The sequence below is a fragment of the Culturomica sp. genome, assembly GCF_003524185.1.
Lineage (GTDB): Bacteria > Bacteroidota > Bacteroidia > Bacteroidales > Marinifilaceae > Culturomica > Culturomica massiliensis.
On sequence record NZ_DOED01000031.1, the window covers coordinates 1 to 23883 of the forward strand.

At 43.9% G+C, this 23883-nt stretch carries 10 protein-coding genes; 6 read left to right on the plus strand and 4 right to left on the minus strand.

The features are described from left to right. Positions 1-190 precede the first annotated feature (190 nt). The 6 genes from DD657_RS10275 (at position 191) to dnaG (ending at position 14006) form a co-directional block, all read left to right on the plus strand. Positions 191-3343 (plus strand): SusC/RagA family TonB-linked outer membrane protein, encoded by a 3153-nt coding sequence (locus tag DD657_RS10275; protein WP_021987855.1) that lies wholly within the window; start codon positions 191-193, stop codon positions 3341-3343. A 12-nt stretch (positions 3344-3355) separates the two neighbouring features. Beyond that, positions 3356-5209 carry a RagB/SusD family nutrient uptake outer membrane protein gene (locus DD657_RS10280; protein WP_287049803.1) on the plus strand — a complete coding sequence of 618 codons (1854 nt, stop codon included), beginning with the start codon at positions 3356-3358 and terminating at the stop codon, positions 5207-5209. Positions 5210-5327: 118 nt separating this feature from the next. Beyond that, a complete protein-coding gene (locus tag DD657_RS10285; protein WP_021987853.1) occupies positions 5328-6296 on the plus strand; it encodes a DUF4959 domain-containing protein in 969 nt (322 codons plus the stop codon). 163 nt (positions 6297-6459) lie between these two features. Next, positions 6460-9216 carry a M60 family metallopeptidase gene (locus DD657_RS10290; protein ID WP_287049805.1) on the plus strand — a complete coding sequence of 919 codons (2757 nt, stop codon included), beginning with the start codon at positions 6460-6462 and terminating at the stop codon, positions 9214-9216. A gap of 87 nt (positions 9217-9303) precedes the next feature. Next, positions 9304-11919 (plus strand): TonB-dependent receptor plug domain-containing protein, encoded by a 2616-nt coding sequence (locus DD657_RS10295; protein ID WP_273133024.1) that lies wholly within the window; start codon positions 9304-9306, stop codon positions 11917-11919. 137 nt (positions 11920-12056) lie between these two features. Beyond that, the gene (gene dnaG, locus DD657_RS10300) at positions 12057-14006 is read left to right on the plus strand and encodes a DNA primase (RefSeq protein WP_021987850.1); all 1950 of its coding nucleotides are present in this window, start codon (positions 12057-12059) and stop codon (positions 14004-14006) included. Here the strand turns inward: dnaG and DD657_RS10305 are convergent, their stop codons facing one another. From DD657_RS10305 to DD657_RS10320, 4 genes are all read right to left on the minus strand, one after another. Then, entirely contained in the window at positions 14007-14708 is a 702-nt protein-coding gene (locus DD657_RS10305) for a hypothetical protein (RefSeq protein ID WP_021987849.1), read from the minus strand. A 60-nt stretch (positions 14709-14768) separates the two neighbouring features. Continuing rightward, positions 14769-19514 (minus strand): efflux RND transporter permease subunit, encoded by a 4746-nt coding sequence (locus tag DD657_RS10310; RefSeq protein ID WP_287049807.1) that lies wholly within the window; start codon positions 19512-19514, stop codon positions 14769-14771. A 24-nt stretch (positions 19515-19538) separates the two neighbouring features. Continuing rightward, a complete protein-coding gene (locus DD657_RS10315) occupies positions 19539-22613 on the minus strand; it encodes an efflux RND transporter permease subunit (RefSeq protein ID WP_068691475.1) in 3075 nt (1024 codons plus the stop codon). Between the two features lie 196 nt (positions 22614-22809). Then, positions 22810-23868, minus strand: a complete 1059-nt coding sequence (locus tag DD657_RS10320) for an efflux RND transporter periplasmic adaptor subunit (protein WP_068691473.1) — start codon at positions 23866-23868, stop codon at positions 22810-22812. Positions 23869-23883 lie beyond the last annotated feature (15 nt).

Below are 23883 nucleotides of genomic sequence, written 5' to 3' on the forward strand. Positions count from 1 at the left end.
CATGCCTGGTAAGCAGGTATCATTTTTAAACTAAAACACAAATTATCAAACTATTACAATTAAATCACCCTAAAAAAGGGGGGGATAAACGAAAGAATTTATTCACACAAACAATATAATCATTATCAAAAACAGAAATTGGAAAGAAGTTGTTAGGTGCTATTCATTAATTAACATTTTAAGTCACATTATGAAATTACCAAATTTAATCTCGAAGCCCTCACACCGTTTCGCTGTTCTTAGCAAAATAAGTGTGTGTTGTTTGCTTTTCCTCCTTTCGGGAATAGCGGCAAATGCTCAGACACAGAAAGTAAGGGGTATCGTTCAGGACTCCAAAGGAGAGTCGATCCCCGGTGTTTCGGTCGTAGTTAAAGACAATCCGACCCTCGGTGCAGCAACAGACCTGGACGGTCTTTTTGAATTGGATGTACCCATCGATGCTACCTTAAAAATTTCTTTTGTCGGAATGAAGACACAGGAAGTAAAAGTAGGCGGCCAAAAATTCTTGACCATTGTTTTGTATGAAGATTCAGAAGCATTGGAAGAAGTTGTCGTTGTCGGTTACGGTACACAGAAGAAAGAGTCGGTGGTCGGTTCTGTACAAACGATCCAGCCTTCCGAACTGAAGGTTCCTTCCGCTAATTTATCTACCAGTTTTGCCGGACGTATGGCAGGTGTAATTGCCGTACAACGTAGCGGTGAACCGGGAGCTGACGGTGCTAATTTCTGGATCCGGGGTATCTCTACATTCGGTGGCTCTACAACACCTTTGATTGTCGTAGACGGAGTTGAAGTTTCTACCGGCGACCTGAATGCCATCGATCCGGAAGTCATCGAAAGCTTTTCTATCCTGAAAGACGCTACCGCAACAGCTCTTTACGGTTCCCGAGGAGCTAACGGTGTCATGATTGTAACGACAAAATCCGGTCGTGACCTGGATAAACCGATCATTAATTTCCGTGTCGAAACTTCATTCGCAACTCCGACCAAAATTCCGAAATTCGTAAGCGGGAGCAGATACATGCAAATGTACAACGAAGCCGTAACAAACCGGAATACCGGTGAGGTGCTTTATTCCGATGATAAAATTGCCGGTACCCTGGAAGGACGTGATTCTTATGTTTATCCCAATGTCAATTGGTATAACGAAATGTTCAAAGACCTGGCAATCAATGAAAAAGTCAATTTCAACATCCGGGGCGGTAGCAAACGCCTGGACTATTTCATGAGCGTTTCAGTCGATCACGAAACCGGTATGATCAAAGACCGTTGTAAAGATTACGGTTTTTCATTCGATAATAACATCGACATCTGGCGTTACGTATTCCAAAACAACCTGAATGTAAACGTATCTCCGACAACGAAAATATCATTGAAATTAAATACTCAATTGCGCGACTATCACGGTCCGAATGCAAATACAAACGACATCTTCGGTATCGTTATGGAAGCGAATCCGGTAGATTTCCCGATTACATTCCCGAATGATCCGACGGTAGACCATATTCGGTGGGGAGGTAGAAGCGGAGGACGTTACAATTCAGGTATCCGTAACCCCATGGCGATGATGACCAGCGGCTACAAGGACAATTTCCAAAGTACCGTATTGGCAACCCTTGCTGTTGATCAAAAGTTAGACTTTGTAACCAAAGGATTAAAAGCCAGTGCTATGATTTCCTTTAAAAACTGGTCTTCGACCACCTCCTACCGTGGAGCCGGTTATAACCAATACCAGATTAAAAACTACTGGAAAAATACAGACGGTACCTATGATTATGATCTGGAAATGGTCGGCACGGAACAGAATACGACCTTAGAATACGGCTGGGGAACCAGCGGAGATCGTAAATGGTATATTCAGGGGATGGTCAACTACGACCGGACTTTCGGAGGAGTACACAATGTTTCCGGTATGATCCTTTACAATCAGGAAGAATACAACACCAATGCACCCGATACATTTATCAACTCCCTTCCCAAAAGGAAACAAGGTATTGCGGGACGTGCTACTTATGCGTTCGACAACCGCTACCTGGTGGAATTCAACTTCGGTTACAACGGTTCCGAGAATTTTGCCAAAGGCCATCGTTTCGGTTTCTTCCCTTCGGTTGCATTGGGCTATGTAATCAGTGAAGAAAGTTTCTGGAACCCCAAAGTAATTTCTCACCTGAAATTAAGAGGTTCCTACGGTAAAGTGGGTAACGACCAAACCTATGACGATGCGGGTAACCCTGTGCGCTTTATGTATCAATCTCAGGTCAATTTATACGGTGCGGGATATGCTACCGGTTACGACGGAGGCTATGCATTATCCGGTCCGGTATACAGCCGCTACGGCAACAAAGACATCACCTGGGAAACAGGATATAAAACCAATATCGGAGTCGACATCCAATTATTCGGAAAAGTAAACCTGGTTCTCGATGTATTCCGGGAAAACCGGGAAGGTATCTTTATGAAGCTGCAAACCGTTCCGACCTTCTTGGGAACAGGAAATACGGACATTTACGGTAACCTGGGTAAAGTAAATAATGAAGGTCTTGATTTTTCTATCGACTATCAGCATGCATTTGCCAACGGTCTTTCAATGCAATTAAAAGGTACGTTCACATACGCACACAATACCGTAAAAGTATACAACGAGGCTCCCTATAAGCAATATCCGAACTTATCCAGAGTCGGACATTCGATAAACAGTCTGCGGGGATATGTTGCCGACCGTTTATTTATCGACGATGCAGAAGTTGCCCGCAGCCCGAAACAATTGATTTCTGGAAATGTACGCGGCGGTGACATCAAATATATCGACCAGGCTGATGCAAACGGAAGATATGACAACCAGATTACCAGTAACGACCAACAATTTATGGGAAATCCCTCTATTCCGGAAATTGTTTACGGTTTCGGACCTTCTTTCCAATACAAAGGATTCGATTTCTCATTTTTCTTCCAGGGAGTTGCCAAAACCTCTTTCTTTATGTCGGGCTTCCATCCGTTCGGAACTTCAGACAGCCGGAACGTGCTCAAATTCGTTGCCGACGATTACTGGAGCGAAAACAACCAGAATATCTATGCCAAATATCCGCGTTTAAGTAAACAGGAACACGCCAACAATACGGTAAACTCCAACTATTGGTTACGTAACGGTAATTTCCTTAAACTGAAAAGTGTCGAAATCGGATATACTTACAAATCAATGCGTATTTATGCCAGCGGCAACAACCTGTTGACATTTTCCAAATTTAAACATTGGGATCCTGAAATGGGAGGCGGTTCCGGATTGAAATATCCGACACAACGGGTGTTCAACGTCGGTTTCCAGATGACTATTAATAACAAATAAAGAGATTGACCTATGAAATCTATTAAATTCATTATCATATTATCGGTTCTGTTCTCTTTCGGCGCCTGTAATTATCTGGACATTATGCCGGATGAAGTTGCTACCGAAGAGGATGCATTCGAGAACTCCAAAGCAGCCGAACGTTATTTATATTCGTGCTACTCCTACATCCCGAAACTCAATTCCGGAGTTGAAAGTTTAGACTTTATGACGGCCGACGAAGTAATTACAGCCTTTGACCACGAAACATTTGCCAACTTTCCGAAGGGCAACTATACAGCCAGTAATCCGGTTATTTCCTATTGGGACAAACTGTATTTAGGCATTCGCCAATGTTACCTGTTATTGGAGAACATCGACGGAGTACCCCGCATGACAGCAGAAAACCTGAAATCCTACAAAGCCGAAGCTAAATTCTTGATTGCTTATTATCACCATCTGCTGATGAAATGTTACGGTCCGACCACTTTGATGGAACGGAATTATGCCATTACCTCCAGTGCCAGTGAATGGCCGGAACGTGCTACTTACGACAGATGCGTGGAATGGGTAGACAGCATGTACCTCGAAGCAGCCAAAGATCTGCCTCCCCTGCGTTACAGTACAGCCTACGGACGGGCAACCAGTGTTGCGGCTAAGGCATTACGTTCCAGACTGCGTTTGTATGCAGCATCTCCTTTATTTAACGGAGACCAGAGAGGCTTTTACGCCAATTTGAAAAACTCTAAAGGGGAAAACCTGATCAGCCAGACGTACGACGGTAAGAAATGGGAAGCAGCAGCAAAAGCAGCAAAAGAAGCCATCGATTGGGCCGAAGGAGAAGGATACATACTGTATGAAGATGCATCCAGCACCAGTGTATATCAAAAACCGACGGATCACACCGAGCGCAGTCTGCGTCTGAATTTCATCAATGCACAGAATTCCAACGAAGTATTATGGGCCGATACCCGGATGGAAGGCTATTACGATTTACAAAACAAATCAACCCCCTGGTATACAGAGGCTGAAGCCAGTTTTAACGGCATATGTCCCACATTACGGATGGTCGAATATTTCTATACCGAAAACGGACTCCCGATCGACCAGGATAAAAACTACGATTACAACAACCGTTACGGTTACAAAGAATATCATATCACGAACAAAGTAGACGGTGTAACGATGAACCTGAATGTCAGCCGGGAACCCCGATTCTATTCCTGGATTTCTTTCCACAACGGATATTATGAAATCGCCCGTGCCGAAGGGGGACAGATGATCACTCAATATCGCTCACAAGACAATTGCGGTATACAGGGACGTTCCAACAACTATTCTCCCGGTGGTTATCTGAATAAAAAAGGAGTATCTCCGGCTTACAGCAATACATCATTAGCCATTCCGACAGGTTATCCCTGGCCGGTTATCCGTTTGGCCGAGCTGTATTTGAACTATGCCGAGGCATTGATCGAACAACCCAATCCGGATCTTGCTACCGCCCGTATTTATATCGACAAAGTACGCAACCGGGCAGGTCTGGATAAAATCGAGGTATCCTGGGCTGCGGATAAAATCAACAGTAACGGTTGGAATTACAATACTGTGGACGGTATGCGTGAAATTGTACGCCGTGAACGTACCATCGAGCTATATCTGGAAAATCAACGTTTCTGGGATCTGCGCCGTTGGGGTATTGCCGACCAATTCCTGAATGAAAGTCCCAAAGGACTGAATGTTTCAGAATCGACAGATGCCGGCTTCTTCCAGGTAAAAACATTATCTTTTGCGCGTAACTTTGAAATTCCGGCTCATTTCCTGATGCCGATTCCGAGTACCGAAATCGACAAAGTAGAAGGTGTAATCGTACAGAATCCGGGATATTAATAGTCGGTACGGGTTGATAACAACTCTTATCGCAAAAGCAGAATCAAAATCTAAAATTTAATGAGTCATAGACTTAATTAAAAGTTGGAACAAACAAATAACAGAAATACAGGATATTATGAAAAAACTGTTTATAATTTCATTACTCGCTTGTGTTTTCGGCTTCTACAGTTGTTCGGACGATGATACCTCCATCCCGACACCCTCGGAAATCGCAAACATAGAAGCAGTTCCGGGAGCGGGCTCCGTAACGCTCTACTGGGACTTACCTGCCGATACAAACTTAATGTATGTCAAGGTAACTTACGTCAATCCGGAATCAAAAGAACATTTTGCCAAACTGATAAGTCGGTATAACGATTCGTTGGTTATCGACAACCTGTTGAAAAGATACGGAAATATAACTTACACGCTGCAAACGTTCAATGAAAAAGAAACGGCAGGTACGGTTTACACGGTAGATGCACAATCCGATGCAGCATCGAAAATAGCCGTATTAAACGGAAACTCAGAAGCTGTAAACTTAACCATAGACCAATTATTTACCAATGCCCAGGAGTCCAGCGAAGGAGCTTTGACAAATCTGCTCGACGGAGTTGTTGCCAGTAACAACTTTTTCCATTCTTCCTGGAGCGGCGGATGCATAGACAAAAACGGAGGTTATTTTTACGATCCGGGACAGCCGCATTATCTGGTGATTGACCTGGGTAAAGAAGTATATGGTTGTAACTTCGCCTATGCCACCCGTAATGCCGGTGACGTACCCCTGAACTTCGACGTATACGGCAGTATATCTTTCGACTACTCGAATTGGTTAAGCAGCGATCCAACAGGAGCTACCTGGGGAAGCATAAATACGGATTATTCGCCCGAATCGGAAAATGCCGTAAAAATTACAAGCTTAAGTAATATGGTATCGACGGCAACGACATGGTACACTTCTCCCAACTTTATTTCGCAAACACCTTTCCGGTACTTGTGGCTTGTCCATACCGGAAGAGCCTTTTTTGCCATATCGGAAATTAAAGCGACCATATTGGGAGCCGATATTTACGATCCGGAAACCGGGGAAACAACTGCACTGTAATTTCTATTCGGTTTAAAATTTAAATACAGGAACAGGGGTGTACCGGGGAAATTTTCCCGACACTCCTGTTCTTTTTAAAATCAAAATCCATTGGCTGCATCTAAACAAATTAAAAATTTGAATTATATTTTTAACCTGTAATTTTCATTTATCCTTTTGCCTTATGAAGCAATTTCTATTCATCATTTTCGCACTCGCTCTATTTGCCTGTAAAGACGATAAAGTAGACAAAGAACCTTATTTCGAAATAAAATGGACCTCCGATACGGTCAGATTCAATACCGGAGGAGGTAACACCGTTATTCCGGTATCTACCAATCAGGATATAGAACTGGAATATACGGCCGAATGGTTTACCGCAACCTGGAATGCCAAACAAAACAACATTTATATCACAACCGAAACGAATAAAAACAGTGATCCGAACACAGACCAACTGATCATACATGCCGGAACCTTTCAAAAAACATTACGGATTATCCAATTGGGACAGACTCCGGCCTTAATCCCGGAACAAACCTCCTACCGCGTTTCGGAAGATACGTCGACACTTTACATACCCGTAACGGCCAATGTACCTTTCACCACAGAGATCACATTCGAAGATAACGAGGAAGAAGAATGGCTGACTTCCATCGAACGCCGGGATACTCTTACAAACGGAAACATCCGTTTGGCTTTCCACGTTACGGCCTATACAGCCCTGACACCCCGGGAGGCCATTATAACCCTCAATGGAGAAAAAAACCAGAATGCGGTTATCACTGTGACACAATCCGCTTTAGACAGCGTATATTCTCCCTCTGATCCGGAAGACATCGGATCGGATCTAAAAATAACGGTCAACGCGGGAAAAGCTTCCAGCTTTCAACCCGGAGAAGAAATAGAACGAAGCTTCGACGGCAACACATCAACCCTCTACCATTCGGCTTATGACAACTCAAAACCAAACTATTTCCCGATCGATTTGGAGTATTTCTTCACCGACGCAGAACAAATAGATTACCTGATTTATTACCCGCGCAGCGACGGCAGTAAAAACGGTCCGATAAAAGAATTCCGGCTTTACATTAAAACCAAAGGAGACACAGACTATAAACCTCATCAGGGGACATTCGATTTTAACGGTAAAGGTTCACCGAGCCGCATTACGTTCACCGAGCCGCTTATCCATCCCCGGGCTATCAAATTTCAAGTATTATCGGGAGACGGCGACGGTAACGGATTCGTATCCTGTGCCGAAATGGAGTTTTATCGAAAAAATCCGAACAATTCCATTACCGATATTTTCACCGACGCTTCCTGCTCGGAGTTGAAAGCCGGAGTTACTTATGAACAAATTTGTACGATGGAAAACGAATTCTACCGGAACATTGCCAAATATATGTTTGCCGGAGAATACCCGAAAGAATTCCGTATCGCCAGCTATAAACCTTATCCCTATCCCAGCCAGGATGAAGATTTAAAAACCAATACATTTACCTTACTCGATAATCCGACGGGAATCTCGGTCAAATCCGGTGAAGAACTGGTCGTCCTGGTCGGAGACACCCACGGCAGCGATCTTTCCGTCCGGGTAATCGACTGGAACAACGGATACGGATCGAGTTCCGACTACATGCTTACCGAAGGAGCCAACAAACTGAAAATGAATAAAAGCGGATTGGTATATTTGATGTATCACAACAACGGTACCCAACCGGTAAACGTGCACTTCGCTACCGGTAAAGTAAACGGTTTCTTCGATGCCACCCGCCATTCCGACACAGATTACAGAACACTGATAAACAATGCGCAGGACAAACATTTCGACGTTTTGGGTAAATACACCCACATGTGTTTTCCGGTAAGCAAATTCCGCTCGGCCTGTCCTGAAAAAGGACAACGTCTGGTTGAACTTTACGATTCGCTCGTACTATTAGAACATCAATTACTCGGATTATACAAATACAACCGGATACAAAAAAACCGCATTTCTTTCGTCGTCGACTATGAGGAAAGTACTTATATGTATGCTACAAATTTCCGGACAGCCTATGCACCGGGAACTCTCGACGAAATTTTGAATCCTGCGAAATTCAGAAGTACGGCCATCTGGGGACCGGCCCATGAAGTAGGCCACGTACATCAAACCGGTATCGGGATGAAATGGATCGGCATGACGGAAGTGACAAACAACATCATGTCCCTGCACGTACAAACGACATTCGGCAACAGGTCCCGGCAGATTGAAGACGACCGGTATGCAACCGGTTTCAGAACCCTGTTATGCCACGATTATCCTTTCTGTACATCTGACGGTGACGGAGGAAACGACGTATTCGTACAATTGATCCCATTCTGGCAATTGCAATTATACAATGCAAAGGTATTAGGGAAAAGCGGATTTTATCCCGACATGTACGAACAGGTACGGATAGACGAAGCCGCAATTACACCGACAGACGGTGAAGCTCAAATTAACTTCGTCAAAATGGCTTGCCAAAAATCGGGCTACAACCTATTGAAATTTTTTGAGCGTTGGGGCTTTCTGACACCGGTCGATAAAACCATCGACGACTATGCGCAACGGCAACTGACCGTGACGCCGGAAATGATCGACCGGGTGAAAGCGGAAATCGAAGCCATGAATCTGAAAACGCCACTGGCCATCGAATACCTGCGTGATGATAACATCGCTTTATACAAAAATCCTCAACCCGTTAAAACAGGTACCGCCTCCCTAAACGGTTCTACCATTACTTTAACAGGTTGGAGTAATATCGTCGCTTACGAGATTTACAATACCAGCACCAACGGAGACCGTTATCTCGACCAGATACTTCTTCCTTCCGGACAATTGAAATTAAATCTTATCAACGACAAAACCGAAGTTTATGCCATAGCAGCTGATGGTAAGCAAACCGCAGTCAGTTGGTAAACCGAATAACAGGAGCCGGAATAATTAAAAACAATTCCGGTTCCTGTCTTAAATACCGGAATAGCCAAAACCAGAAAAGCAACACCTATGAAACGATTTTCCATTGTTTTCTTTATTTTACTATCCTCCATCTGTCAGGGACAAACGGATAATGCATTCGAAGAAAAGCTGCAACACTGTTTCACCCGGTACAATGAACAGTCAGCTCAAGAAAAAATCTATCTGCATACGGACAAATCGGTTTATACACCGGGTGAGCAAATCTGGCTGAGAGCTTATCTGGCAGACGCCGTTACCCACGTACCCAGCCGGCTTAGCCGATATGTATATGTAGAACTCATCGACCAGGGAAATAAAGTATGTAAACGAATACAGATAAGACTCGCCGATTCCTGCTTTTTCGGCAATATCGAGCTCCCCCTCGATTTAAACCCGGGGAATTACGCTTTACAGGCTTACTCCCGTTGGATGCAAAACAGCAGTGAAGACTTTTTCTTCCGGAAATACATACGTATTTTACCTGCCGCAGACCATCTGCACATACATACAAACCAGCAAACAGACAGTAACGACAGGATTACAACGACATTAACATTGATGAACGGCAACGGAACCCTCTGTTCCGGCCAACACTTTCAAACGACTCTCTTCCACGGCAGTAAAATAGTAAAAAACCCTTTTATCCGCAGTAATGACAAAGGAGAATTAAAATTCGACTATGCCGGCCGGGACAGTATCGACCGGATAGAACTTTCTTTTGCCAACGATAAACCCCGCAAATATAAAACAGAAGTATATCTACCCTTGCAATCTCCGGATTTTAGCCTGCAATTCTTTCCGGAAGGAGGAAGCCTGCTGGCAGGAATACGGCAAGTTATCGCTTTTAAAGCTGTCGGCAACAACGGAATATCCGTTGAAACCGGAGGATTTATATACAACAGTAAAAATAAACCGGTAGGAGCTTTCAACACGACACATCTGGGAATGGGAATTTTTTCCCTGTTTCCCAAAAACGGAGAAAGATACTATGCCCTGGCAACGGGTCCCGGGGGACAGGAGAAAAAAATCGACCTTCCGGTTCCCCAGGCAAAAGGTTATACCTTATCTTTAAAACACCAGGACGAACATACCATCCGGTTATCGGTAGAGAAAGCCATCGATTCAGATACACTCCCTCTTTATCTGGTGTTACACCTACGGGGACAACTGATTACCACTTTCCCGGTAAAACCGGGATTCATCGGTACTATGGATACCCAAAGCCTGCCGGGAGGCATCCTGCATTGTTTACTGATGAATACGGAAGGCAGGGTTTTCAGTCAGCGCCTTTGTTTTATAAAACCGAAAGCTGCCAATCGTCTGACGATTCTCTCCGATAAAAAAATATACGAACGGAGGGAAAAAGTACAACTTTCCCTGCAATTGGTTCCCTCGGCAGCAACATTTACCGAAAGCAGTTTTTCGATCTCTGTCACCAATGACAGTCAGGTTGCCCGGGACAGTAGTTCGGAAAATATCGTCAGCTATCTGTTATTGCATTCCGACCTGAAAGGCTATATCGAATCACCCGGTAGCTATGCTTATGCAAGGCCGGAAGAAACCGACCTGTTGATGCTTACCCATGGCTGGACACGTTTCGATGTGGAAGAACTCATACAACAAAAAGGAAAAGTGTTACCTCCCGAATACCCGGTCGAACTGGAACAGCAAATCCGGGGACAAATCACCAATACAAACGACAAGCCGATGCCCAATGCTTTATTGCGCGTATTCGTTCCTTCTTTAATGACATTCGGAGATGTCAAAGCAGATGAGAACGGAAAATTTCTGATCCGGGGATTCGAATATCCGGACACGACATTATTTCTGGTACGCGGCTATAAGGAATCCGGCGGTAAATCCGTAAAAGTAACAGTCGAAGAGCCTGTCTTTCCCGAATCACACATCTTCTTTCCCCGGAAATATGCCTTCGAATCCACTTCTAAAGATAACTTTCTGGACAATTTCAAAGACAACTATTATATGCAAGACGGCATCAAAGTCTATATGCTTGAGGAAGCTGTCGTGAAAGGATCCCGTAAAAAACAGGAAGAATGGCAGGAAACGGGTAATTACACGGAATTAGCAGATTACCTGTTGAAAGAAGAAGATTTACCCAAAGAAAGCATGAATAATATCTACCAAATGCTTATGCGGCTTCCCGGGGTATTTGTCAGTAATCAAAAAGTTTCCATACGGGGTGGCGGGAGCCCTTTATTTATTGTCGACGGCATAGAAATGGACGAAGCCTTTATTGCCAATATCATTCCCGAAAATGTCAATAACATCGGAGTGATCAAAGACGGAGGACGACTCAGCATGTGGGGCATGAGCGGGATAAACGGAGTCATCCTTATCAACACCAAATTCGGGACCACCGGTCAAAGTGCAGGACCCGGCTATTGTCGTTTCCGACCAATCGGTTGCCTTATCCCGGCAGAGTTTTACATGCCGGATTACGACGATCCGGCTGTCCTGGCTTCCTCTGAAACCGATTACCGGTCGACCGTTTACTGGCAACCGATCGTTATTCCGGACAGTACCGGCAAAGCTATCGTTTCATTTTTTACGGCCGACCTGCCTTCAACTTATACCATAACCGTAGAAGGATTACTGGATAATGGGGAAGCTATTCATCAGGAAATCCGGATCGAAAGGAACTGATCAACTTATCAACAGTTACCTGTGAGATTGTTGACAAACCCCTAAAGCGGAGTCTCCGACTCCGTTTTTTTATTAAAAAAGACTTATACCAGCTTTCATTCTGCCTATATAAACGTTTTATATTTTATCTTTGCGCCATGATCGATCAGGCCACCATACAAAAGATTTTCGATGCTGCCGACATTTACGAGGTTGTTTCCGACTTCGTCAGCCTCAAAAAAAGAGGTGTAAACTATGTCGGTTGTTGTCCCTTTCATAACGAAAAAACCGGTTCATTCACCGTTTCTCCCTCCAAAGGGATATACAAATGTTTCGGATGCGGGAAAGGCGGAAATGCCGTTAATTTCATCATGGAACACGAACAGATGTCTTATGTGGAAGCCCTTCGTTACCTGGCAGCCCGCTATAATATCACCATTGAAGAAAAAGAGCTCAGCGAAGAGGAAAAGAAAGAAAAAAGTGAACGGGAGAGTATGCTTATCGTCACAAACTTTGCTGAAGAATTTTTTGTCGATCAATTATTACATACAGACGAAGGTAAATCGGTAGGTTTGGGGTATCTGCACAAAAGAGGCCTGGACGCACAGACAATCGAGAAATTCGGCCTAGGTTATTGTCCCGAAAAGTGGGATGGTCTTACCCAAGCAGCCCTCGCCAAAGGTTACAAAAAAGAGTACCTGGTCAAAACCGGTTTGACTATCGAATCCGAAAAAGGACTATTCGACCGGTTCCGGGCACGTGTTATCTTTCCGATACGGGATATCGCCGGAAAAATCATCGCTTTCGGCGGCCGTATCATGACGAACGACAAAAAAAGCGCCAAATACCTCAATTCGCCCGAATCGGAAATATATCACAAAAGCCGCACTTTATACGGTATCTATTTTGCCAAAAAAAGTATTGTTCAACACAATCGTTGTTACCTGGTAGAAGGCTATCTGGACGTTATTTCTTTTCATAAAAAAGGCATCGAGAACACGGTAGCCTCTTCCGGAACATCTCTGACAGTCGAACAAATACGGCTGATCCGCCGTCTTACCCCAAACGTTACGATCATTTACGACGGGGACGCTGCCGGTATAAAAGCTTCTCTCCGGGGAATCGATCTCGTGCTTGAAGAAGGATTAAATGTAAGGGTATTGTTACTCCCTGACGGCGAAGACCCCGATTCTTTCTCCCAATCGCGTACCCCCCAGGAATTATCGGAATACATCACAAATCATGAAACGGATTTTATCAGCTTCAAAACAAAGCTGTTGCTGGATCAGGCCGGTAATGATCCTATCGAAAAAGCCCGTCTGATTACGGAAATCGTGCGCAGCATATCGCTCATACCCGACAGCATCACCCGCTCGGTATATGTACGTGAAACGGCGACCCTCATGCAGGTGGAAGAGACCGTTTTATACAATGAAATCGCCCGTATACGTACAGGTAAAAACGCAGATGCCGCACACCAACATATTGTCCGGCATCAGCAAACACATCCGGTTCAATCCCAGGAAAAAACACCTCCGGTATACAGTACGGAAAAACTTTGCGAAACCGAAGAAAGTGTACTGATACGTTACCTGCTGTTATTCGGCAACCAGGAGTTATACGAAGAAAAACGGGATAACGGCACCTACTCTGTCAGTGTCGGCGAATACATCATCGAAGAACTCGGAGAAGACGAACTCGAAATGTTTAATCCCGGCTTCTGTGAAATTCAAAAAGAATATCGGGCTCATTATAAGACACCCGGCTTTATTCCGGCTAAATTTTTCATCGGTCATACTGATCCTGCCATCAGCAGCATCGCTGCCGACATCCTCAGCGAACCTTACGAATTAAGCAAAATGTGGACGGAGAAGGAAAGCAGCGTTGTCAAAGAAGAACGTCTTTTTTCCGAGTTACTCCCTAAGATTGTAGATAATTACAAAATGCGACGGGTAGAAATAATGACCCGGCAAGCCGACAATAAAATCTTAGAACTCCAAAACAACGGTAACGGAGAGGAAATTCTGACCTGGATTAAAAAGAAAAATGCCATCAACCGCATCCGGGCCCGTCTGAACGAAAAGCTCGGTCGTACCGGAGTTAAATAATCAAATAAATCGTTCCCGGTTTTGTGTTTGGTAAAGTCCTGTCAACAGACATATTACAGAAGCTATCAACAAAATAATACGGTTACTCAACACAATACTGTAAAAAACAGCAGGATTTTTATCCAAAGGCAGATCGAAAGGATTCAGAAAAACATTCCATTTACTGGCTCCTAAGGTATTGCGCATAATAAAAAATATCAAGCCGATAATAATAATAACGACCGCCGTACCGTTTCCGTTTTTAATAATCGTACTAAGCATAAAACAAAGTGTACCGATAAAAAAAGCCGGTACTAAAACCTGAAGCGTAAGCTCTACCGGTGCTACTTCCACCAACAGCCAATCCGTAAGCAGCGACAACCCCAGTGTAATGGCGAAACAAATGACATAAGCGATCAGCAAACGGAACAACCACACTTTATAGCGATAATTCGGTATTCCGAAAATAATTTCGATAATCTTGGCATCCTGATCATTCTGAATCCCGAAACACATCGGATAAAATATCAACAGGACAGAAGGCACCAGCAACATATTATACCCCGTACTCTCCGTAATTTCGGAATCGGAAACCAGATTGAGGATCACCGTCAGGATAAAAAAAGCGACAGCACTCAATACAAAATAAATAAACTTATTCCCAAATACGATCTTTACATTGTAATGCGACAAGCGTAATAAGGTATCGAAAAATTGTTTCATATCAATGTCTAAAGTCTAAAAAGCCAAAGGCCACCGGAAAGCGCCTTTAGCTTCAATCGTTTATTGTGTAATAATCTGTTCATTATTTGCCAGTTTTACCCCTCTCAACAGCCACAAATAAGAATCTTCCAATACAGGGTTTGTCCGGACAGCATTCGGGACAGGCTGGGTTTCTGAAAGACATCTTACCCGGATACTTTCGCCCATACGGATATGATGTACGATCAACAATTCCGGTGGTAATTGAGCAAATTTTTCCAGCGAAACTTCAAATACCCAGGTCACGTCTTTGGCAATACCGACCATTTCCGAAGGTGTCCCGTGATATTTCAACGATCCCTTGTTAATAACACCGACCTGATTACAGGAACTGGCAATATCCTCAATAATATGAGTAGAGAATATTACAATCCGGTTGCGGGACAGTTCTACCAACAAATTCCGGAAACGGATACGTTCTCTCGGGTCCAGACCGGCTGTCGGTTCATCGACGACTAAAATACGTGGCAGATTAAGCAGTGTCTGTGCTATACCGATACGCTGTTTCATACCGCCGGAGAAGCCCCCGATTTTTTTGTCCTTATTTTCATACATGTGTACAGCCTCAAGTACTTCCCTGATCCGTCGTACCCGTGTTTCCTTTTCATAAATACCTTTCAACAATGCCTGGTATTCCAGAAATTGCCAGGAAGTCAGATTTTCATAGGTACCGAACTCCTGTGGCAGATACCCGATCAATCCCTGTAATTCTTCCCGTTTCTCCTGTGTATCTATGCCGTTGATAAATATTTTACCGTAACTCTGCTCGAATACACCGCAAATAATACGCATCAACGTCGTCTTGCCGGCCCCATTCGGCCCCAACAAACCGAACATACCGGTGTGAATATCCAAAGACACGGCATTCAAAGCCTTAAAAGGTTTTTTGCGGTAACCGATCACCGGCACCTTGGTAGCCATACGGTAAAAACTTTTCCGCAAAACCCGGAAACTCCCGTCTATCAAATCGATATTGATATTATACTTATGAATACGATCTGAGAGATATTTCACCAGAATACCGGCATACCACAACATGCCCAGCATAACCGGACCGCCTCCGCTATGGAATCTGAATATAGCCCATATAACGGTCACAAAAGGAGAAAAATAATACAATACAAATCTGGTCACCCGCACAATCCGTCCCAGAAAACGCCGGTTACGGAACATCAGGAATTCTTGTCCTATTCTGAGAAGGCGAATAAACAACAGCCATGTCAGAATAGCAAACAACATTCCCCAGAATGTATTTTCCTGGTAATAATACACAAAATAAAAAAAGAATACTGCCAACGGCACAAGCCAGAACAAAAGCCGTAAATCTTTCCAATTCCGGTATTCTTCTTTCAGCCCAAGCCGTTCCCGAATCCGCTGCCCGGATAGCCATTCACGCTTAAATTCAGAGGGACGTCCATAAATTTTTACCAGATTCCGTACCTGAATTGTAATTTCCCGGTCTTCCGGAATAATATGGCTGTTGGCCCGGCGCAGACTCCCTTCCATAAACCAGGTCACTCCCGGCACCAGAATGACAGCCCCTATCAGATAAGCAATCCGCCACAGTAAGGAATCGGAGAACACCATAATACATATCACAGCAACCAACAATAATGTCAATTGCAGAATTTTCATGGTAAGACTCTGGGTGCGGAGACGTCTTAACGCATCCTCCAACCCGGAATATAAGGTAGGAATAATTACCAATGTCAACAAAGTACTCATTGTCAATCCGCCGATCACCGTAATAGCAAAAGGAGCACCTAACCCGGCGACAAACTCACCTTTCCCCATCGCTAACGGCACCATAGCCACAATCGTCGTAATTGCTGTAATTAAAATCGGCCTCAAACGGGAAATACCCGCCAGCAACAACGCCCGTAATTTCCGGTTTCCTTGCCGCCTCAGTAAAGAGGTATAATCGATCAGAATAATACTGTTGTTTACCACAATACCGATCAGGATAATAAAACCGATCATTACATTCGCATTCATCAGCGAATTATTGGTAAACAATAACGCCAGTAACGAACCGATAGCCGCCAAGGGTATGGCAAACATCAATACGACAGGGGCACTCAACGATTCGAAAACAGAAGCCAGAATCATAAAAATGATAACGAAAGCGGCCAAAATCAGGAATGTGAATTCCTCCGTCTCGTTTTCCTCATGCACGACTTCGACAGCCAAACCGGACGGGATATCCAATTTCTGCACCATCTCATCAATCTCGGTCCGGGCGGCCTCCAAAAACTCTTTCGACTCATTGACATCCGAAACGAAACTATACCTGACCTCGATCTCTTTATCCTGATTTACCCGGGTAATGTTGCCTTGTCCGCGTGTAAGATTAATCGTGCTGAAACTCCGTAAATCAATCAGGGAACTGTTCTGATTCGTGACTTTCATTTCCCGCAGCTCATCCAAATTACGCTGCTTTTGTTTATCATCCTCATCCGCCTCTGCAAATTCTTTGTCTTTAATGATGATATCATATTCCTCATCTCCGGCCTTATATTTGATTTGAGTCGTATTCTCAGGAGCAAAATTCACCAATTCCGTCACCACATTATTGGGTGTCACGTCATAGATCCCCATCAGATACTGGTCGAACTGAATACGGGCTTCCGGCTTCCCCCGTGAAGTATTTACCCAGGCATAATTAATATTTTCCAGATCCTGCAATTGATATTCCACATATTCAGCAAGATTCTCCATTTTCTCAAAATCCTGTCCTTTGATGATAATCTTCTCCGTCTGATTTCCCATTCCCATCAATTTGAGCAGTTCTTCCCCACCACCCATAATGGCACTTCCTCCACCACCCTGGAAATTCTGGCTGCTACTCCGGGCTTCCAGACTGATGTTCCAGATCCGTAATCGCCGGGCCTTATCCAACACCATACTCTTGACCTCATTCAGCGATTTCTGATCGATATTTTTAAAATCCTTTTTCAGCTTAATACTGACATTGGCATCTTCTGCATATATTTTGGAAGTAATCTGTTCAATTTCAGGCACTCCGAGCAATTCCTCCTCATAACGGCGGATCATATCGTCGGTACGGCCAAGCGTATACCCCGTCGGAGAAGTAATATACACCTCGAAAGTATCCGACTCCACTTCTTTCAATGTATTGAGCGTCAATGTCAGTGACAACACAATTGTTATGATCAATGCAAGAATCGACCCGATAACGATCTGCGCCGGTTTACGCAGACAATATTTTAAAATAGCGATATAAACCTGCACCGGCCGGCTGTAAATAGAAAGGGAACTGAAATTAACGGGATGATCCTTTCTGGTCATAAAATAATTCACTGCCATAGGAACCAGCAACAAAGCCACGACCAGAGAAATAGTCAGTGTCGCCACAATAGATACACCCACATGCTCACCGATCAGCTTGATCATGTAATTGTCGGCAAACACAAAAGGCAGAAAAACGGTAATTGTCGTCAAAGTCGCCGCCAGAATTGCCTTCCATACTTCTTTCGTCCCCCTCACTGATGCTTCCTCAGCAGACACACCAATCCCCCGCAAACGGAATATATTCTCCATGACGACGACAGAGTTATCGAGTAACATCCCGACCGCCAGAGCAATTCCCGTCAACGTAAGCGTATTGATCGTTATCCCGCTCAAATAAAAGAAATAGAAAGAAGAAAAAACCGAAATCGGGATCGCGAAAGCAATAATCGTTACAATCCTCAAATTCCGCAAGAAAAGATAAAGAATAAAAATCGCCAGGATTGCACCCGTCAAACCCAGATTGACAATCGTATCGATATTCTCATTCATGGTCTCCGCCACATCCGTATCGATCTTTATACTGACTCCTTTCGTCTCTAATTCCGCATTTAGTTTACCGATCTCCGCTCTGACCCGCTCCGACAACTCGATAACATTGACTTGTGGAGATTTCGCGACAATACAGGTTATCACCTCCTTGCCGTTCACCCGGGAGTAAGATTCTTCCTCTTTAATTCCGAAGCGGATTTCAGCGATATCCTTCAGCAACACCGGTCCCTGGGCAACGACAATATTCCCCAGGTCTTCCGTTTTCAAATACTCTGCCGTTACATTGACAAAATAACGCCTGTTATTTTCATAAGCCGGACCGGCAAAGGTTTTTTCTGCCATATTCCGGCTAATGAGCGAACTGATTTGAGAAGTAGTCAACTTTAAAGCATCACACTTGTCCTGATCAATAATAATTTCGATGCTTTTCTGGCGTCCTCCCATAACCGACACGGCGGCCACCCCATCGATATTTTCCAATATCGGAGCAATATCTGCATCAGTGACACTGCGTACATAGTCGACATCCTCATCACTTAAGACAAATAAAGTCATAAACTGAGAATTCACCATCCCGGTCGGAGCTTTGTTTACCGAAATTCTGAATTCGTCAGGTATATTTGCCGTAATCGCCTTGATCTTTTCTTCCAATTTCAGGTAAGCATACTTGATATCAGTACTTTTCACGAACGTAACCGTAATCCGGGCATTCCGGGTGGAAATCTGGGTTTCGATCTTCTCAACCCCTTCCAGGGCACTTATCACACCTTCTACCGGAATAGCAGCCTGACTCTCGATATACTTCGGATCAAGTTCATTCGTTGTCGTAATATTTACACTCAGCATCGGCAATTCAGCATTCGGGTAGAGTTCCATAGGCAGATAGCTATAGGAAAAATACCCCATCAGCGTTAAACCGATGAAAAGCATTGAAATCAAAACACGACGTTTAATCAGTTTATCCATTTCATTAAAGTCAAAAATCAAAAATTATTTTTTGACTTTCCGGTCAAAAATATAATACACACAAGGAATAACGATCAATGTCAATATGGTCGCCGTAACCAAACCACCGATAACAGCCAACGCCATCGGAGAACGCAAAGAAGCTCCCTCCCCGAATCCGAAACACATCGGCAACAGAGCTAAAATCGTCGTAAGCCCCGTCATGATAATCGGTCGTATACGCTGCTGGGCTGCGGCCATAATTGCCTCTGTCAGCTCCATTCCCTGCTCTTTCAACTGATTTATCCGGTCGACCAGAATAATAGAACTGTTTACCGCTATTCCCGCCAGCATGATGATTCCGATAAAAGCCATCATATTCAATGTCTGTCCTGTCAGCAGGAACGCCAGGATACTTCCGACCCCGGCTAAAGGAATAGTCAGTAAAATCGTAAAAGGATGCCGCAACGATTCAAATTGCGAGGCCATTACCATATATACCAAAATAATGGATAAAAGCAAAGCGAAACCCAATCCATTGAAAGATTCAGCTCTCTTTTCCTCCTCTCCCGTAATCTTTGCCGAATATTTCGCCGGGAATTCCACCTCATCCAAACGGGCATTCACCTCCGGAGTGACCCTTCCCAACGAATAGTCCTTCGCCAGCAAAGCCGTTACTCTTCCGATCCGATTCTGATTATTACGGGCAATTTCTTTGGGAGCCGTCGTCACACTCACTTCGGCAATTTCTCCCAAACGGTATTTTTTATCTCCCTGACGAATTTCTACGTTCTGTAAATCTGCCAATGAAATTTCAGGTACCCGGATTTCGATATCTACCGGTTCTCCCTGCGATTCATAGTTACCGGCAGCTTTTCCATTCAGTTTTTCCTGCACCTGTTGGGAAACAGAGGCAACATCCACCCCATAAATACCACTCCGCAAGCGGTCGATATTGACATTGACTTCCGGCGCTCCCTTTTCCATCGAAGTTTCGATATCATAAAGCCCTGCTATATCCGAAATCCGTGCCTTTACATCCGCACACAGTTGCTCCAGCACTTCTATCTCCTCTCCTTTTATCTCAATGACCAAAGGAGCCCCTTCTGTCCCCAAAGCACTCTGCAAAGCAGACTGTTCCTTTTCATAAGTCAATTCGACATCTTCCGGCATATCGGCATTTTGTCCGAGAGCCGTTATCAGATAATCCGCATCGATGGTTGAATTTTTCCGGAGCATAACTTTGATTTCCGCCTGATGCTCTTCTTTGGCTTTGGTTCCGGCTTCGATATCCGTATTCGAAGGGCCGACCAGCGTATACATCCATTCCAGATTCTCTCCGCCCAGGTCCCGGATCATCTCCTCAATAGAAGAAGCTGCATAGTCCGTACTTTTTAAACGGGTACCCGTCTCCAAGGTCAATTTTACATTGAACTCCCTCGACTCGGCTTTCGGCATAAATTCCATACCGATCAAAGGCAATGTCATATATGCCGCAATCATCAATATCAAGGCCCCCAGTACAACGGCATAACGATGCTTCAGCAATTTACCGATAAAAATTCCGAATCCTTTGATTTTTACCGATTTTATATCCTTACTTCCCTGTTTGATAAACCGGGAAGACAACATCGGAATAAACAATATGGCTACAAATAAAGACGACAACAATGAAAAAGTAACCGTCCAGGCCTGCTCTTTAAACAATTCTCCCGCTGCCCCCTGAATATATACGATCGGCAAAAAAACGACGATTGTCGTCAAGGTAGAAGAAGTAATCGCTCCCGATACCTCTGAAGTACCTTTAACGGCAGCTTCCTTCACCGACAAACCATTTTCCAGATTCCGGATGATATTTTCCATGACGACAATTGCATTATCCACCAGCATTCCAGCCCCCAATGCCAATCCTCCCAACGTCATAATATTCATTGTCAGGCCATTGAAATACATAAGATTAAAGGTTGCAATAATGGAAATCGGGATAGACAGACTGACAATCAAAGTCGTATTGATACGCCTCAAAAAGACGTACAATACAATCACCGCCAACAATATTCCCAATACGGCAGAATCCTTTACTTCTCCGATAGATGCGCCGATAAAATCACCCTGATTGGTAATGATATTGAACTCATAACCGGGCATACTCTTCCGCAATTCCTCCAGCTTATTCTGAATATTTTCAACGACCTTAACCGTATTGAATTTATTTTCTTTGTAAATACTGATTCCCAGACAACGTTCTCCGTTAAAACGGGCGATATTATCAGGATCCTTATTTACAGTCTGCACGACAGCTACATCTTTCAAATAAACCGGAGCCTTCACATTTGTTGCAGAAGAGGACGCACCGTTTTCGTCTGCAGCCGGTTCTTTAAACGCCACAATGATGTTACTGATATCCTCTATATCCCGAATCAGGTTAACCCCTTTCACTGTATATTGAATATCCTCATTTACAATCGTCCCCCCGGAAACATTCCGGTTAACGCTTTCTATTTTAGAAGCAATGTCGTCTGCCGTCAAATTAAAAGCTTCCAGCATATACGGATCGGTCTTCACCTCGACATAGACATTCTCCTGTCCGTTCAACTGTATATCGGCCACGCCATCCAAACGCACCAACTCACTGCGCATATAATTTTCGGCTATTTTGCGCAATTCGTTCATATCCTTGATCTCGTTATGAGTAAGCGCCAGTGTCATTACCGGCTTTGCATTGGCATCATAACGGGATACATTCAAAGAAGTAACTTCGGAATTCTGGGCTATTTGTGAAACACTTCGTTGTAAATCGAGAAAAGCCGCATCCATATCCTGATCCCAGTCATACTCTACAGTAATCAAAGCCGAACCGGCCATACAACTGCTTTTTACACTCTTCACCCCATCCTGACGGGCCGCCAATGACTCGATATTCTCGACGAACTGTTTTTCCACTTCTTCAGGCGGACGTTCCCCCACCTGCAAATCAATATATAATGCCGGATTCTTTAAATCCGGGAATAAATCGGTTCCCAGTTTATTGTAAGAAATAATCCCGAGCAGGCAGATAGCCAATGTAATCATCAGCACACTCACGGGATATTTAACTGCGAACTTGGTTATTTGATTCATCTTATTTTACTTTTATTACCTACAATCAAATTGTAAATTATCCGGAAGATTGATTCGTTATCAGATTCACAGAATCTAAAATTTAAAACCTATATCCGTTTTGAATTTACGCTTCTCCCCATCCGCCGGAAAGCTTGGTGGGACAACCTAAAACCCAAATCCAGAATCTACAATAAATACTTACCGGTACAAACCGTTATTTCATCACTTTTACCTTACTTCTGTCACGCAACCACTCGTATCCTTTCACAACCACCTTTTCTCCTTTTTCCAATCCCTTTTCCACTTCCACATATTTATCGTCACTGATACCGACCGTAATTACTTTTTGCTGTGCGGCAGAGCGATCTACCGTAAAGACAATCTTATTTCCCCGGCGACTCGTCACGATTTCTTTCGGAATAGAAAGTACCGAATCCTTACGTACCGTAATAACGTCTGCTTTGGCAAACATTCCCGGACGAAGCTTCAATTCAGGATTATCGATCTGGATATAGCCCGAAAATGTCCGGGTATCTTCATTGATCGCCGGTGACAATTGAGTCAGCAATCCTTTTAATGTATCCGATTTGATATTGTAATTGGTAACATACACCCTTTGACCCACTTTCAGTTTCGGCATCACATTTTCCGGAAATTGCGTTTCCAGGTACATTTTACTGTAATCCATAATACCGACAACCGGCTGGGCAGAAGCCACCTCAACATTGGGAGTATAATAAGGCAAACTGACTATGACCCCTTTAAACGGTGCCTTTACACTCATCTTGCCTAAAGTAATATAAGCATTTTCCAATTCCAGCTTTGCATTGATATATGCCGTCTCTGCATTATTCACATCTTTCTGTGTCGCTCCTCCTTTTTCAAGTAAAGTCTTCTGTCCTTCCCATTCCTTCTCCGTGATCTGGATGTTCAGCTTTTTACTTTCCAACTGCACATTATTCTCGTATTCTTTATTTTCCAAACGAACGATTACAGCACCGGCCTCCACGATGTCTCCCAACTGATACGGCTTACCGGTCTTCGGGTTTGTCTGTAAAACATAATCCCCGTTTGTTTCCGATTTCAGTTCTACGGTACGGGTTGCTTTAGCCGTACCTGTCGTCGTTATAAATTCTTCTATCGTACGCTGACGAACATCATCTACCCACACGGGCGTCGTCGTTTCTCCCGACTGATTATTCCGATCTCCGCCACAACTATACAATGCCATCCCCAAGGTCAGAACACCGATTAGCTTAAAGTAATTATTCATAGTATTGAGATTTTA

Coding starts and splice junctions, on each gene's coding strand:
- DD657_RS10320 (WP_068691473.1), bottom strand. CDS start 23,868: ATGAATAATTACTTTAAGCTAATCGGTGTTCTGACCTTGGGGATGGCA.
- DD657_RS10290 (WP_287049805.1), top strand. CDS start 6,460: ATGAAGCAATTTCTATTCATCATTTTCGCACTCGCTCTATTTGCCTGT.
- DD657_RS10315 (WP_068691475.1), bottom strand. CDS start 22,613: ATGAATCAAATAACCAAGTTCGCAGTTAAATATCCCGTGAGTGTGCTG.
- DD657_RS10280 (WP_287049803.1), top strand. CDS start 3,356: ATGAAATCTATTAAATTCATTATCATATTATCGGTTCTGTTCTCTTTC.
- dnaG (WP_021987850.1), top strand. CDS start 12,057: ATGATCGATCAGGCCACCATACAAAAGATTTTCGATGCTGCCGACATT.
- DD657_RS10310 (WP_287049807.1), bottom strand. CDS start 19,514: ATGGATAAACTGATTAAACGTCGTGTTTTGATTTCAATGCTTTTCATC.
- DD657_RS10295 (WP_273133024.1), top strand. CDS start 9,304: ATGAAACGATTTTCCATTGTTTTCTTTATTTTACTATCCTCCATCTGT.
- DD657_RS10275 (WP_021987855.1), top strand. CDS start 191: ATGAAATTACCAAATTTAATCTCGAAGCCCTCACACCGTTTCGCTGTT.
- DD657_RS10285 (WP_021987853.1), top strand. CDS start 5,328: ATGAAAAAACTGTTTATAATTTCATTACTCGCTTGTGTTTTCGGCTTC.
- DD657_RS10305 (WP_021987849.1), bottom strand. CDS start 14,708: ATGAAACAATTTTTCGATACCTTATTACGCTTGTCGCATTACAATGTA.